This window comes from Frigoribacterium sp. NPDC087798, assembly GCF_044742985.1.
GTDB lineage: Bacteria > Actinomycetota > Actinomycetes > Actinomycetales > Microbacteriaceae > Frigoribacterium.
This window is the reverse complement of record NZ_JBIUVP010000007.1, coordinates 103,168-116,836: the sequence shown is the minus strand read 5'-3', so window position 1 is coordinate 116,836 and position 13,669 is coordinate 103,168. Positions and strand designations below refer to the sequence as shown.

General features: G+C 65.6%; 12 protein-coding genes and 1 tRNA gene. 4 read left to right on the top strand and 9 right to left on the bottom strand.

Annotation, left to right across the window (positions count from 1 at the left end):
- Positions 1-487: 487 nt before the first annotated feature.
- The 3 genes from ACIOSR_RS15010 to ACIOSR_RS15000 are packed head-to-tail and all read right to left on the bottom strand — an operon-like array spanning position 488 to position 3,416.
- Positions 488-1,357, bottom strand: a complete 870-nt coding sequence (locus ACIOSR_RS15010) for an ABC transporter permease (protein WP_402753055.1) — start codon at positions 1,355-1,357, stop codon at positions 488-490.
- Positions 1,354-2,415, bottom strand: coding sequence for an aliphatic sulfonate ABC transporter substrate-binding protein (locus ACIOSR_RS15005; protein ID WP_402753054.1), 1,062 nt, complete (start codon positions 2,413-2,415; stop codon positions 1,354-1,356). Before ACIOSR_RS15005 ends, ACIOSR_RS15010 begins: the two co-directional genes overlap by 4 nt.
- Positions 2,412-3,416 (bottom strand): ABC transporter ATP-binding protein, encoded by a 1,005-nt coding sequence (locus tag ACIOSR_RS15000; protein ID WP_402753053.1) that lies wholly within the window; start codon positions 3,414-3,416, stop codon positions 2,412-2,414. Before ACIOSR_RS15000 ends, ACIOSR_RS15005 begins: the two co-directional genes overlap by 4 nt.
- A gap of 180 nt (positions 3,417-3,596) precedes the next feature.
- On the opposite strand from ACIOSR_RS15000, the gene ACIOSR_RS14995 reads away from it, so the two are divergent.
- The 3 genes from ACIOSR_RS14995 (at position 3,597) to ACIOSR_RS14985 (ending at position 6,437) form a co-directional block, all read left to right on the top strand.
- A tRNA-Pro gene (locus ACIOSR_RS14995) sits at positions 3,597-3,673 on the top strand.
- Positions 3,674-4,648: 975 nt separating this feature from the next.
- On the top strand, positions 4,649-5,833 hold the full coding sequence (locus ACIOSR_RS14990) for a PIN domain-containing protein (RefSeq protein ID WP_402753052.1): 1,185 nt from the start codon (positions 4,649-4,651) through the stop codon (positions 5,831-5,833).
- Positions 5,820-6,437: a GIY-YIG nuclease family protein gene (locus ACIOSR_RS14985; protein ID WP_402753051.1), complete on the top strand. Its 618-nt coding sequence runs from the start codon at positions 5,820-5,822 to the stop codon at positions 6,435-6,437. Before ACIOSR_RS14990 ends, ACIOSR_RS14985 begins: the two co-directional genes overlap by 14 nt.
- 3 nt (positions 6,438-6,440) lie before the next feature.
- On the opposite strand, the gene ACIOSR_RS14980 is transcribed toward ACIOSR_RS14985, so the two are convergent.
- From ACIOSR_RS14980 to ACIOSR_RS14965, 4 genes are all read right to left on the bottom strand, one after another.
- Entirely contained in the window at positions 6,441-7,388 is a 948-nt protein-coding gene (locus ACIOSR_RS14980; protein WP_402753050.1) for a hypothetical protein, read from the bottom strand.
- Entirely contained in the window at positions 7,382-7,741 is a 360-nt protein-coding gene (locus ACIOSR_RS14975) for a hypothetical protein (protein ID WP_402753049.1), read from the bottom strand. Before ACIOSR_RS14975 ends, ACIOSR_RS14980 begins: the two co-directional genes overlap by 7 nt.
- Positions 7,742-8,365: 624 nt before the next feature.
- The gene (locus tag ACIOSR_RS14970) at positions 8,366-9,298 is read right to left on the bottom strand and encodes a NaeI family type II restriction endonuclease (RefSeq protein ID WP_402753048.1); all 933 of its coding nucleotides are present in this window, start codon (positions 9,296-9,298) and stop codon (positions 8,366-8,368) included.
- A complete protein-coding gene (locus tag ACIOSR_RS14965; protein WP_402753047.1) occupies positions 9,295-10,272 on the bottom strand; it encodes a DNA cytosine methyltransferase in 978 nt (325 codons plus the stop codon). The genes ACIOSR_RS14970 and ACIOSR_RS14965 overlap by 4 nt, the downstream gene beginning before the upstream one ends.
- A gap of 342 nt (positions 10,273-10,614) precedes the next feature.
- Here ACIOSR_RS14965 and ACIOSR_RS14960 point away from each other — a divergent pair, with 342 nt between their 5' ends.
- Positions 10,615-11,556 (top strand): MerR family transcriptional regulator, encoded by a 942-nt coding sequence (locus ACIOSR_RS14960; RefSeq protein WP_402753046.1) that lies wholly within the window; start codon positions 10,615-10,617, stop codon positions 11,554-11,556.
- A gap of 73 nt (positions 11,557-11,629) precedes the next feature.
- On the opposite strand, the gene ACIOSR_RS14955 is transcribed toward ACIOSR_RS14960, so the two are convergent.
- Together ACIOSR_RS14955 and ACIOSR_RS14950 are read right to left on the bottom strand one after the other, a co-directional pair.
- On the bottom strand, positions 11,630-12,322 hold the full coding sequence (locus ACIOSR_RS14955; protein WP_402753045.1) for a hypothetical protein: 693 nt from the start codon (positions 12,320-12,322) through the stop codon (positions 11,630-11,632).
- Positions 12,323-12,371: 49 nt separating this feature from the next.
- Positions 12,372-13,595, bottom strand: coding sequence for a hypothetical protein (locus ACIOSR_RS14950; protein ID WP_402753044.1), 1,224 nt, complete (start codon positions 13,593-13,595; stop codon positions 12,372-12,374).
- Positions 13,596-13,669: the final 74 nt, after the last annotated feature.

The following is a 13,669-nucleotide window of genomic DNA, read 5'->3' as shown; positions in this document are numbered from 1 at the left end:
GCACAGCCTCCCCGGGTAGGTCCCGCTAGCGGGCGGCAGGGAGCGGAGCGCAGGAGGCGCGGGCCGGGCAGGGTGCGCGGCGTCCGGACGGGGCGAAGGTAGGAGGCGCGGGCCGGGCAGAGTGCGCGGCGTGCGGACGGTGCGAGTGCAATAGGCGCGTGCCGGGCAGGGTACGCGGCGTGCGGACAGGGCGAACGCAGGAGGACCGGGCCGGGCGGGGTGCGCGGCGTGCCGACGGCAGGTGCTCGGCTTGCATCCCGCCACGAGGTAAATACGCCGCCACGCGATGTCGTGGCGGCGTGTGTACTTCGTGGCGGGGCGGGCCACGGCGCCAGGAAGTGGTCACCGCGCCAGGCTTAGTCCTGGCGCAGTGACCACCGCTTGGCGTCATGCCCGGGCAGCACGGCAGACCGCCCGCCGCCCGTCGCCTACCGCCTACCGCCCGCCGCCCGCCGGCCGCCGGCCGCCGGCCGCCGGCCGCCGCGGCCTACCGCCAGCGCCGCAGCGCCACGCGCTGCACGACGTTCAGCACGGTGTCGCTCAGCGTCCCGAGCAGCGCCAGCAGCACGATGGCGAGGAAGATCCGGTCGACGCGTCCGTTCGACTGCGACTCGGTCAGCAGGAAGCCGAGGCCCATCGACGATGCGATCAGCTCGGCCGCGACCAAGAAGAGCCACGCCTGCGCCAGCGCCAGCCGCAGCCCCGACACGAGCGACGGCAGCACGGCCGGCAGCTGCACCCGGGTGAAGAGCGACACCCGCCGCAGGCCGTAGGCGCGTCCCGCCTCGACGAGCTGCGGGTCGACGTGCCGCAGCGACCCCGCGACCGTGGTGAAGACGGGGAACGCCGCACCGATCGCGATCAACGTCACCTTGGAGTCCTCGCCGATGCCGAGGTACAGGATCAGCAACGGCACCCAGGCCAGCGACGGCACCGCGCGCACGGCCGCGATCGACGGCGCGAGCAACGCCTCGCCCACCCGCGACAACCCGACGACGGCGCCGACGACCAGCCCGATCACGGACCCGACCACGAACCCGATCAGCACCCGCTGCACCGAGATGGCGACGTAGAGGCCGAGCTGACCCGTGGCGGCGAGGTCGACTCCTGCCCGCGCCACGTCCGCGGGGGACGGCAGGCGGTACGAGGGCACTCCGCCGACGGTGGTGGCGAGCACCCAGGCGGCGAGCACGGCGGCCGGCACGAGCACCCCGAGCAGTGCCAGGCGGCGGGGAGCAGGCGCGCCCGGGGTGCCCGGGCGTCGCGGGGCGGGCGACCCGGACGAGGAGGCGCGGCGTCCGTCCTCGACGACCCGCGCCTCCTCGGCTCGGGGGGTGGCGGTCAGGGTGCTGCTCACGAGGTGGACGCGGCCGTCGCGTACGAGTCGTCGAAGAGCGAGTCGAGGGCGGCGTCGACGTCGTCCTGCGAGGGGACGTCGCCCGACTCGACCAGGATCGGGCCGACGGTCTCGAGGACGGCGCGCTGGTCGGCTCCGGGGGCGGGGTCGATGTCGAGGTGGGTGCGGTCGATCACCGTGGTGGCGACGGCGGGGTCGATCGCTGCGGCCTTCGCGAGGATCGCGGCGGTCTCGTCCGGGTTGTCGAGTGCCCAGGCGCGGGCCTTCTCGTACGAGTCGACGACGACCTGCGCGACGTCGGGCGACGCCTCGAGGAACGACTCGGTGGCGTTGAGGAACCCGTAGCTGAGGAAGTCCACGTTGCGGTAGAGCAGCTTCGTGCCCGACTCGGCCTCGCTCGCGGCCATGATCGGGTCGAGCCCGGACCAGGCGTCGACGCTGCCGTTCTCGAGGGCGGCGCGTCCGTCGGCGTGCTGCAGGTTCTGGATCGTCACGTCGGAGGCGCTGAGGCCGGCCTGGTCGAGCGCCTGCAGAAGGAAGAAGTACGGGTCGGTGCCGCTGGTGGCGGCGATCGTCTTGCCGCGGAGGCCCTCGACGTCGGTGATGGTCGAGTCGCCGGGGACGACAAGCGCGGACCACTCGGGCTGCGAGTACACGTCGATGGTCTTGATGGGGGAGCCGTTCGAGCGGGCGAGCAGCGCGGCCGAGCCGGCGGTCGAGCCGACGTCGACCGCTCCGGCGCGCAGCAGTTCGTTGGCCTTGTTCGAGCCGGCCGACTGGGTCCAGTTGACGGTGACGTCGTCGCCGAGGGCGTCCTCGAGGTAGCCCTGGTCCTTCACGACGAGGCTGAGCGGGTTGTAGGTCGCGAAGTCGATGTCGAGGGTGTCGGTCGACCACTCGCCGTCGCTCGCGCCGGTGCCTGCGGCGTCGGCCGAGCCGGTGCCGGCGTCCTCACCCGCGACGCAGCCGGTGAGGAGGAGGGCGCTCGCCGCGGCGAGGGCGAGACCGCCGGCCCAGGAGGCGCGGGTGCGGGTGGTGGGGGAGGTGCGGAAGGTCATCGGTTCGTCTCCGTGCTGTCGGGGGCGGTGCGGTGGTCTGCGGGGGTCGGTGCGGGTGCGGTCTCGGTCCGGGGGCGTCCGGCGGTGGCCGTCGCGCTCAGCGTGCTGGCGGTCGAGTGGCCGGCGTGGACGCGGTGGACGCCGAGGTCGGCGAGCAGCTGGAGGCGCAGTTCGGCCAGGGCGGGGTCGTCGCGGTCGCGGGGGCGGTCGCCGGGCACGGTGACGATGCGCTGGATGCTGGGGGCGACTCCTGCGGTGTCGGCGTGCGCCGCGCCTCCTGCAGTAGGGGCGGCTGCGCCCGTGGCACCGGCGGGCTGCGGCTGGTGCGAGAGGTCGGCGAGGACGACGATGCGGTCGGCGAGGTAGAGCGCTTCGTCGACGTCGTGGGTGACGAGCAGGACGGTGGTGGGTTCGGCCCGGTGGATGTCGAGCAGCAGGTCGTGCATGCGGAGGCGGGTGAGGGCGTCGAGGGCTCCGAACGGTTCGTCGAGCAGCAGCACCTTGGGGGCCCGGGCGAGGGCGCGGGCGAGGGAGGTGCGTTGGGCCATGCCTCCGGACACCTGGCGGGGGCGGAGGTCGGCCGAGCTGCCGAGCCCGACGAGGTCGAGCAGTTCGGTGATGCGGGCCTGGCCGGCGGCCTTGTCCGGTTTGCCGCCTCGCTCGCCCTTGCGGGCCTTCGGCAGGCCGAGTTCGACGTTCTGGCGGAGGGTGCGCCAGGGCAGGAGGCGCGGCTCCTGGAACGCGATGGCGCAGCGTTGGTCGGTGGGCCGGGTGGGGGAGTCGTCGATGTCGACGGTGCCGGTGTCGGGCTGGTCGAGGCCGCCCACCTGGCGCAGCAGGGTCGACTTGCCGCAGCCGGACGGGCCGACGATGGCGATGATCTCGCCGGCCGTCACGTCCAGGTCGAGGGCGTTGAGCACGGGGCGCTCGCCGAAGCGCCTCCCGACGCCGCGCAGACGGATCGGCAGGGCCGAGGAGGCGCGGGTCGTCGAGGTGGGCATGTCACGACGGTAGGTGGGCGGGGTGCCTGCCGTCCCGTGCGCTGTAACGGGGCGAAACACTCCGTTCGGTCCGCCGTACCCCCGGCTCGGTCTCAGGCACACCGATTCATCGGCTATAGTTGTGGGGTTGCCTCGGTCGGGGCAACACCAAGACCTGGGTTGCAATTCGAACCCAGATCTCGGGCTGTGGCGCAGCTTGGTAGCGCACTTGACTGGGGGTCAAGGGGTCGCAGGTTCAAATCCTGTCAGCCCGACCAAGAGGGCGAGTTAGTAATCGTCTTATGAACTGTTCATAACAAAGAAGCCCACCGAGAATCTAGGTGAGCTTCTTTGTTGTAGTCGGGCTCGTGCTGGGATGCGCGGCACTTGTCGTTGCTTTTTCGAAACGCGCGAGGCGCGCGCTCTCGGTTCCAGGCGCGACAACTATCGACACGTCAATGTGGCGTCGGCTACGGCGACGCTGTCACCCAGGCGACGCGTCTCGTAGGCCGTCACGACGGCACCAGATCCTGCGGAAAGAGCCAGCCTGAGCAGTTCAGTGATCAGCCGTGTGTTCGACGTTGGCGAGCGGTGGACATCGCCGATCGGATGGGCGTACCTCGCAGCAGGCTGCAGGAACGCTGAGGTAGGTCTTGCCTACGTCCGCTTCTTGACCGTGCCCTGCAAGCCAGCTGACCGCGGACGTTTTGGCGAGGAATGAGCGACGAGACGGTTGCAGTGAACTTCGGTGCCCCGCAAGACTGTACCGCTGCCGGGCTGAGAGCAGCGGGCTTCCAGGCTTCCGTGATTTTGAGGAGCTTCGTACCAACGCGCCGCCGACGAGCGCCGGCATCTACGCTGTCATTCGGCCAGGCCCGATTCCGCCGGCCTTCAGGACCTCGAATCTGGCGGGTGGGAGGCGCGACTTCACGGAGCCACTAGCGCTCCTCGCTGACCAGTGGGTCGAAAAGTGCCAGGTCCTGTGCATCGGCTTGGCGAGGTCGAGGTCGCGCCGCACAGTCCTCCGACGTCGGCTCAGCCAGTACCGACGAACCGGCGCGGGAGCGGAAGACAACCACGCGGGCGGAGTTCGGGTGTTTCAGCTGGTAGACGCAGCTTATTTGAGAGTCTGTTGGCGCGCGTCTTCTGACTCGGCGGCGCTGCTGCGACAGCAGTGGGTCACGAGTGCGGTTGACTAGCCGGGATCGCGCGTCGGGACGGCCTAATTTTCGATGCTCCGCCATGATTAAGCGATGATCACCGTCGTCCCGGACACGAACGCGCTCTTCGGGCACGAGTGGATGACGTCGGTCGCGGGCAGGAATCTCGTCGATCTCGTGAAGTCGGGCAAGTGCCGGGTGGTGCTACCTCGGGTCGTCGTTGACGAACTCGATCGGCAGGATCGCAAGACCCTCAAGTCGAAGCGTGACAAGGCCAAGGTGGTGCTGAGCGAGGTCGGAGATGACATCAGCGCGACCGCGATCGACGAGGCGTTCGACCGCCTCGGAGCGAAGACGGATGCTTCGCGCGATAGGTTGCTCGCAATGAGCGGCGTGAGCGTGACCTCAGTCCCAGAGGACCGCACTCGGGCGCTCGTGGATCGCGATCTCGCAGCGCGCCGCCCGTTCATGGAGACCCTCGGCGGCAAGAAGTCCTACGGATTCCGCGACGCCGTGATCTGGGAGATCGTCCTGGACGTAATGGACGAGGACGCGACCGTAGACCCGGTTTTCTTCGTGTCGGCGGACAAGGGGTTCATCGACGACGACGATCCAAAGGAGTTGCATCGCCACCTGCTCGAGGATCTCGACGCACGAGGTATCGCCCGAGATCGCCTGGTACTGGCCGAGAAGGTCGCGAACGTCGTCGAAGACGTTCGTGCGGCGGTCGCCGAAGCCGAGGCACGGGCAGCCGAAGCGCTAGCCGCTTCGACGCCAACTGATGACGAGGCACATCGGTTGGCGTCTCTGCTTCGCGGGTACGCGTTCGACGCTACTCGTCGGGCCGAGCTGGTCCGCGTGGCTACAGAAGCTCTCGACGAGCTGGTTGGTCAGCCGATGGACGAACAACTGACCTACGGCGGCGACTACGGGCTGCCGGACTGGGTGCAGTTCGAGCTTCCCGAGATCGGAGGGGACCTCTCCATCTACGGATACGACCTCGATTCCGACTTCGAGTTCGATGCACCGGCCGGCGACACCGTTACAGGCCGGGCGGACGTGGTCCTCTCGATCGAAGCTGGGGACCTGTTCGGCGAGTCCGACGAGGTCCGAGCGCGACTCACCGTCGACATCGACATCGAGGACCCCGATGCTTTCGAGGTCACGTACATCGTCCTCGAGGACAGCCCCAGCCCGAGGCGACCGGCTGATCCGACGAGCGTGCAGCTCGACTTCGAGCTCGAGTCAGATCTCGGAGAGCCTCGTGACGCTGTCTGACCTCGCCACAGACGCGGTCGCAGTGCTGACCGGAGCCCGCTGGTCGATCACGGATGCACCGGCGTACGTGCCAGCGAGACCGGGCCTCTACGCGATCTACGGTGACGACCAGGCACACCGAGAGCTGGGCCTTCACGACGACGCAGAGGCCCGCAGCGCGCCGGACGTCCCGCTCTACCTCGGCAAGGCCGAGGAGAGCTTCGTGTCACGGGATCTGAAGGATCACTTCGCCGCGGTGCCCGGGAGCACAGCACGAACTGGCGGGTCGACCGTGCGTAGATCCTTCGCGGCGCTGCTTCGAAAGAGCCTCGACCTGCAGGGTGCGCCGAGGAGCCTCGAGAATCCGGGGTATTTCAGCGCGTACTCGCTGGCAGGCGACGGAGACGCGCGGCTCACCACCTGGATGCACGAGCGGCTGACGCTGGCGGTTTGGGCGGTGCCCGCCACGATGCAGGTCAAGCTCGCCGACGTCGAGACCGAGCTGATCCGCCACTTCACGCCCGTGATCAACCTCGACAAGAATCCGATCAAGCTCGTGCGGCTGAAGGTCGCGCGGAAGGCGATGGCAGCCGAGGCGGCAGCGTGGCGGCTCTCGCAGAGCTGAGGTTCACCACCACGCGCCGGCGTAGGTGGGCTTGTACACGGGGAACCCATCGTCGCCGCGGCCCTCGAAGAGGAACTCCGCGTCGACGAGGGCATGGAGCCATCTCCCGATCGTCTTGTACGTACCGGCGCCGAGGCGGATGCGGTGTTTGTAGAGCGTGTCTGCGACCGTCTTGGTGGTGAGGATCTCTTGCTCCTTGATCGCGACGTGGAAGAAGTACGCAATGCACTTCCACTGCTCCAGGTCGCCGAGCGTCCCGAGGTCTCGCTGCGCGCGACCCTCGACCAACGCAGAGATCAGCGGCATCGCAGGGTGCTCGCTGCCCCAGCGGGCCGGCGTGTCCAGCGCAGCGCGAATCTCGTCAGCCTGCTGCCCGCGGCGCTCCTTAGCCTTGCGGAGCCGGTCCTCACTCGTGGCCTGCTGGGCTTCGGCACGCTTGCGGGAGAGCTCCTGCTGCCGGGCGTAAAGACGGCGCTGCTCGTCGTTGTGCGCATCGAGGACGATCGCGTTCCGGATCAGCTCGTTGATCCGGTCGGACGTCAGCGCAGGCTCCCGCTGCGGGTCGCCGAGTCGGAACGAGGCTAGGTGGTGCATTTTCAAGGAACTGCCGTCTGCGCCGCCGAGGACTGGCACGCGCTCTCCTGGGCTGTAGCGGCCGAGCTCGGCCGAGAAAACTTCGCGGTGCGCGATGGTGATCGCCAGTTGCTCGGTGGTCGGGTTGATGAACAACAGCGGTGCACCGGTAGCAGCCACAGCCGCGAGTGCAGGGTTCGTCTTCAGGCGTCCGTCATCGTCGAGCTTTAGGTGGTTCGTGGTGTGGCCGAAGAGCCACGCGTCTCGGACCTCTCTGGCCTCGTAGCGGCGGTGTCGCTCTGTCCAGGCGTCGTTGGTGAGCGGCGAGTACTGCACCTCGAACGCAACACGGAGCCGCGACGGATGGGTGATCAGCACGTCTGCGCGGCTCTCGCCTTCGGGCGCGTGTACTCCTCGCCCTTGACGTGGCAGAGCGGGTAGTTGGTCGCGAGCCGCGCCTGGATGAGTGCGCACCCCTGGGAGTGGAAGAGTGACTCGAGGCCGTGGCCGCCGGTGCTGCCGAGGTGCCGCAGATGATCTCGCTTGACGGTGCTGTGGACCGTCGTGAGCTTCGCCGCGCATCCGGCTACAGGGCAGACGACGTGGTCGTTGACGTACTGGTCCTGCGCGTGTGCCTGGTCTTCTTCGAGGTAGAACGCTGCGCCGACGCTCTTGTCGAGGCCCCAGAGGAACCGGTCATCGCCCTGGGTCTGGAAGGCGGCCAACTGCACAGCGTGATCGAATGCGAACGGCGACGTGGTCACGAGTCGCACGTTAGTGAGAACGTGCGACATCGTCATCTTCGCGGATCATTGAGCGAGTGGCGTAAGGGAAATATGTTGCACTGCTGGGAGTGCACTGGCGTGACCGCTCTTGGCGCCGCGCCCAGAAGCTGGCTGCTCTCATTGCTGCCTTCGCGCGCGAAGTGTCGGGCTTGGTCGACGTCCGTCGGCGGGTCGACGAGAATGAAGGAGGCAGGCAGGGAAGCCTAGGTCAGGGGCAGTTGCGCCTCATGCCAGTCGCGGCAGAGGACAGGCGATGTCTTGCTGAAGGATAGGCCGCTTGATCGCTCTGTCGGACTCCGCACCGCTGCAGGCTTCGTAGAGTTCTTAAGACAGCCCACCAAAGTAATTCGCGAGAAGTCCGCCCGAATGGGCGGTCTTCTGTCTATCAACTCTGTCGGCGGGTCAAAGCTGTTAGCCGAGTCTCTCAAGCCTCCGCCGAGAAGGAGATGCTTTCAAGTTCGAGCAATTTGCTTAGCGTCTCCAGGACTTCCGCAGCCTGTCCTACAAGCAACGAAACAATGCGTCGGCGACTTAGCAGAACTGAGTTATGAATCTATTGGCTCCGATATATTAGATCGAGGGTAGCAATGGAGCACACTCGTTTGCTTCGTCCCCAAGAGCTCGACGCCATGACTTGCCATCTAAGTGCGTGGTGTTCGGATCGTCTGGAAGCGCTTGGACGACACGAAAGGAAACTAACTCTCCAGGTGCTGGAACAGGCCCACCCAGCTCAGTCGCAACCTGGCGGTGGCGAACGTAATCGCCCCCGGGGATCAAAAAACCTTCAGACCTGAGAGCGCTGCGGGCGCCCCCGTTATATCGGACGCGCTTCATGAAGTCATCTTGTTGAGCGACCGTTGCGACGGTGTTACGCCCGATCCGCTTACCTTCCACACGGCGGAACAATTCGTTGACGCGGCCTTGGCCTTTTAGCGATGATGCAAAAATCGCTGCGAGGTCCTCCGGAGGTGTGCCTAACAAGACGTTGGGTGGCAGTGGTTCACCCCAACGAAGCCAATTAACCTGTGTCAAGCCGAAGCTGTTCAAGCTACTTTTAGCATCGCGATTTGCTCCTATACGACGCCTCTCGGTATCGGCCCGGATGACGCCCAAAGCCCATTCGGACTTCTCATCATTGGCGGAGCACACCAACAGAAGTTCACCGAACGACTCGGGAGGAAGCATCCACCCACCCATTTTGAAGGAGTATTTGGCATCCACCTCGTGCCCGGCGATCTGGAAATCTAGTTTCTTTCCATCGTCAACCACATCATCAAATTCGCGCCGAAAGTTGATTTCGAAAAGAGTCCCGAAGTGAGTCTTCTCAGTCTTATGTAGCTGATCGACCCTGTAGCGCCCGGTGTGCTGACCGTCGTATAGCTGATCAAAAGTTGATCGCAAAACTCTCGCTGTCCTTGCCCCATCTGGATCAGCACTTGTCAACACGGCTACAACTTCTTGAAGCGCTGCGTCTTGGGACGGAGTGGCTGTGTCCAGCGTCATCCCGCCACCTCGAGCTTGTCAGTCGACGTGACCACTCTCCCATGGAGGGCGCTCCGTATGCGGAGCCCAATAGCTTCCGCAACGGGTGGGGGAAAGGCGTTGCCGATTTGGCGATAAGCAGCTGTCTTTCGACCAAAAATCTTCCAGTCGGCCGAGAAGCCTTGAACGGTGGCAGCCATACCGAGAGTCAACTTAGGAATGTGGTCTGCTGGAGTCTCGATGTTCGGAGCTTCGTCGGCGATGCCTTTGCCGTTGACCCCGAGGGCGAGCCATGCAGCCTTGGCTCTCGTTGGCCCAAGGTCTGCACCGCCATGCTTTTTGCTGCCGCCGACGAGCGTTGGTGCAACACGGTTGGCTCGAATGGCCCACGCCTCAGCCCCCGACCAGCCCTCAGCTGCCATGGCCGGAAGTAGTGCTTCGCCGACTGTTGTCGTGTGACCGTCGCGCACACCCCAGGAGAATTTTCTGAAGTAGCGCCGTTTCATTGCGACCAGGATAAATCTTGGACGGAGTTGGGGAACACCGAAGGACGCGGATTCCAATAGCTTCCAGTCAGCGTCGTAGCCAAGTGCGTCAAACTCTTCGAGGATCGAGCTTCGGTAGGGTGCAAAGCGCTGCGATGCGAGTCCCTTGACGTTCTCGAGCATGACGGCGGAAGGTTTTGCTTCTCGAACAAGTCGTAGAGCTTCAGGAAACAAATCCCGCTCGTCATCAGCGCCGAGTTGTTTACCCGCCACACTGAAGGGCGGGCACGGAACTCCCCCTGCGAGTAGGTCGATACCCCGGAAGGCCTTGCCATCTACCTCACGAACGTCGCCCTCAAACACGTTCCATTGCGGACGGTTGAGTCGGAGGGTGGCAGCAGCCGGCGGCTCGATCTCCACGGCCAGTTCGTGCTCAAAGCCGGCGCGTTCAAGACCCGAAGCTTGACCACCAGCGCCTGCGCAGATCTCGACACTCGTCAGTTGTTCCACTTCTGGCTCCCTACCCGTTTTGCTCTTACCCATTCTGGGCCACGGTGCCCGAGTATCGATGCAACCTCCGACATTGAGAGCAATGAGGGCTGCGTCCGCCTTCAAGCCACCTCGTATGGGCCGTTGCGAGACGGTGCTTGCTGATCAGACTCTTCAGTTGCGGCCTTGGGTTTAACGGCAGCAGGCTCTCCATCTGTGATGTCCAGGGCACCGGTCGGTGCTTCCACGCGGTTACGTGCGAGCGCGATCTAGTGCGATGTTTCCCTTGACCCTGCCCCAAGGGCATGGTCTCTACTTGGTCACACACCGGCACCGAGCCGGCGTGACCGAGAGGAGCCTCCCGTGGCCTGGAGCACACGCGAGCTGGCCGAGCTGGCTGGCACCACCGTCAAGTCGGTGCGGTACTACCACCAGCTCGGGCTGCTCGACGAGCCCGAGCGCAAGGCGAACGGGTACAAGCAGTACGAGGTGCGGCACCTGGTGCGCCTCCTGCAGATCACCCGTCTGACCGACCTCGGCGTCCCGCTCGCCCGGATCGAGTCGATCGGCTCGTCCGTCGACGACCCCGCCGGCGCCCTCCGCACGATCGACGCCGAGCTCGCCGCCACCATCGAGCGGCTGCAACGCATCCGCGCCGAGTTGGCGGCGATCCTCGAGAACCGCACCAGCGCCTCCTTGCCTGCCGGGTTCGCCGAAGCGGGACGCGACCTCAGCGAAGCCGACCAGTCGCTGCTGCTGATCTGGTCGAAGGTGTTCGACGACGGGGCGATGGACGACCTGAAGCAGATGCTGATCGACTCGCCCAAGACGGCTGCCGACGCCGAGCTCGACGAGCTCATCGACGACGCCGACCGCGAGACGCGGCGACGGTTGGGGGAGCAGTATGCTCCCGTGCTGGCGGCGGTGACCCAGCGGTACGAGTGGTTGGGTGCCCCGGGCGAGCGGGCTCCGCGGGGTGCGGCGTTCGCGCAGCAGACCGTGACCGAGGCGGTCGCCGAGCTCTACAACGGCGCTCAGCGCGAGGTGCTGTACCGGGCGTCGCTGATCGGTGCGGGCAAGCTCGACGCGCTGGCCGCGCTCGAGGCGGCACTCGATGCCGCCGATGAGGCGGCGGTTGCGCGGACGACCGGTGTCGGGGACGCGAGCGAGGCCGCAGAGCCGACCCGCGCCTCCTTAGCATTCGAGCGCGACGGGGGTGTGCGATGCCCCCCACCTCTCGCCGGCGCCGGCCGAAGCCCAGCGGTTGGTCACAGAGGTCAATGCCTCACGGCTTGCGCACCGTGAATTGCGCGGCACCGGTACCAGGTCTTGAACGGCCGTGCAGCTGCCTAGGACTTTGCAGGCGTCGTAATCCGAGTCAAGGCAATTCGTAGACGGCGATGCTCAACGTGATCTGATCGGCCTCAACGTTAGTCGCGTTGATAATCGCCGTGCGTCCGGACTCGAGACGAAGACACATGTCGTTGGACTCGAAGCGCGTGGCGTTCAGACGGGTCTCTTGTCGCCAGTCCGTCGCCGCACTGCATGTCTCGTAGCTGGCCACTTGTCCAGCGGGTAGCTGCAACCACCCGACTTCAGGATTGAACTTCATGACCCCGTCCTCGTAGGCAAGGCCCCTAAAGAGATAGGAAATGGGTTTCAGATCAAAATTCGGGAGAACGGACTCGAGATCCAATTCGTAGTCACTCGTCAACTTCAGCGTCTGCGTTCGCTGCAACGCTGGAATGTCTGCCGGGTCGAGGGCGGCGGGCACCGCCCGACGTAGGTCCAGATTTTCAGACTGCAACTCGCGAATCGACTTGTCAGCGATGTCGAGTCGAGCGGCTTTGTCGCTCACCTCGACCCGAAGATTTGCGATCTCGTCACTTTGCTCGGCCGTGCGAATCTTATAGAAGAAAGAGAAGAAGCCCCCGATCGCCACTGCGACCGTGAGAACGCCTGCCGTAACCTGCATCGCAGACGCTTTTCGGTTAAGGCGGGCCGTCTCGAGTTCTAAATCGCGAATTTTCACTTCGCTTCGAGACGTGGGGCCCTCATTCGTTTCCGACATATGAGTATCCTCCTAGTCATCTCGTCCGACGCCAACTAAATGGAGCGGATCAATCCCTGATTTGCCAGCGGCGGGCACGATCGGCCAGCTTGCTGGTCACGGACACCGACACCGACTTCGCTCGGTCAAGCGTCTCGTCGCCCAGTCGCTTGGCCGCGTCTACTCCGTCCTCGCCCCGGTCGAGAGCCTTGTCGCGCATTTCGACGACTGCCGTTGCCCAGCGCTTGGCCTCCTGCATGTCGTGGGAGTTCTCGATGCCGAGGCCGTCCTGGAAACGCGTGATCTCGGAGCCCACGTTGTTGCTCGATCGGACGATCGCACCGGACGCGATGGGATGCAGCAAGACCTTCGACGTCGCGAGCCCCGCTGCGGCTTCGAGGCGCTCCACCAGGAGCTCCGTCCGCTGTGTGATCACCTCGAGGCGTTTGTTCCGAGCTGCCGTGAGGCCGAGTCGGTGGCGATCGAGGTCGTCCGGCGACGCATCGAGGACGCGATCGAGTTCGAGCACGGAGAGCGCGTCCTGCAGCTGGAAGCAGCGAGCCAGCACGGCGAACCACTCCTGCGCTTTCGACTCGACTTCGCGGGTGGCGTCCTCGAGATCGGAGATCTTCTTTTTCTCGAGTCCCTCGGCCAGGGCGTCGAGTTGACGGAGGGCGTAGACCTGCGTGCGAGCGATGGTCGTCGAGGTGGTGTGGACCTTCGACCACGTGATCTCGGACACGCGTCCCACCTCGCCGCGAACCGTCATCGCATCGTCGATCACCAGATCGACGCCGACCATGTCGGCGAGAACCGCATCTTTCTGCGCACGGAGGACGTCATCGACCTTGGCGTCGATCTCTTCGAGATAGTCGCTGATCTCGTCCATCTGCTGCTGCATGGCGATCTGGGACATGAGGCCCGCGGCGCCGGCGAGCATGGCGGGGTTCGTCAGGGTTCCCACACCACCCCGGCTGAACTGGATGAGCCCTTTGATCTTGCCATTTTCCGTCAAGACACCCCGGCTCAGGCCTTTGCCTGTGCCCTTCATGACGCCGTACTTGTTCATGGCCGCAGCCGACTCCTTCGTCAGCTTGACCCATCGACCAGAGTTCTCGGCGATCTTCGCGCCAGCCTCGAGAGCGCCCGATGCGATGAGCGACGGCTTGACTCGACCTAGACCAAGGTCTCGTGACGTGAGCCCCTCGGCGGCGAGGAACCGGTCGACAGCTTCCGGGGGCCCGACGATGGCGACACCGTCTCCGTCACTGATCAGCTCGATGTCGTCACTCATGGGGATGCCTCCAGGGCGGGGGAGTTCGCGCCCTCGGGTGGGCGGTCACAGATCGGGTTTGAGTTGACAATAGT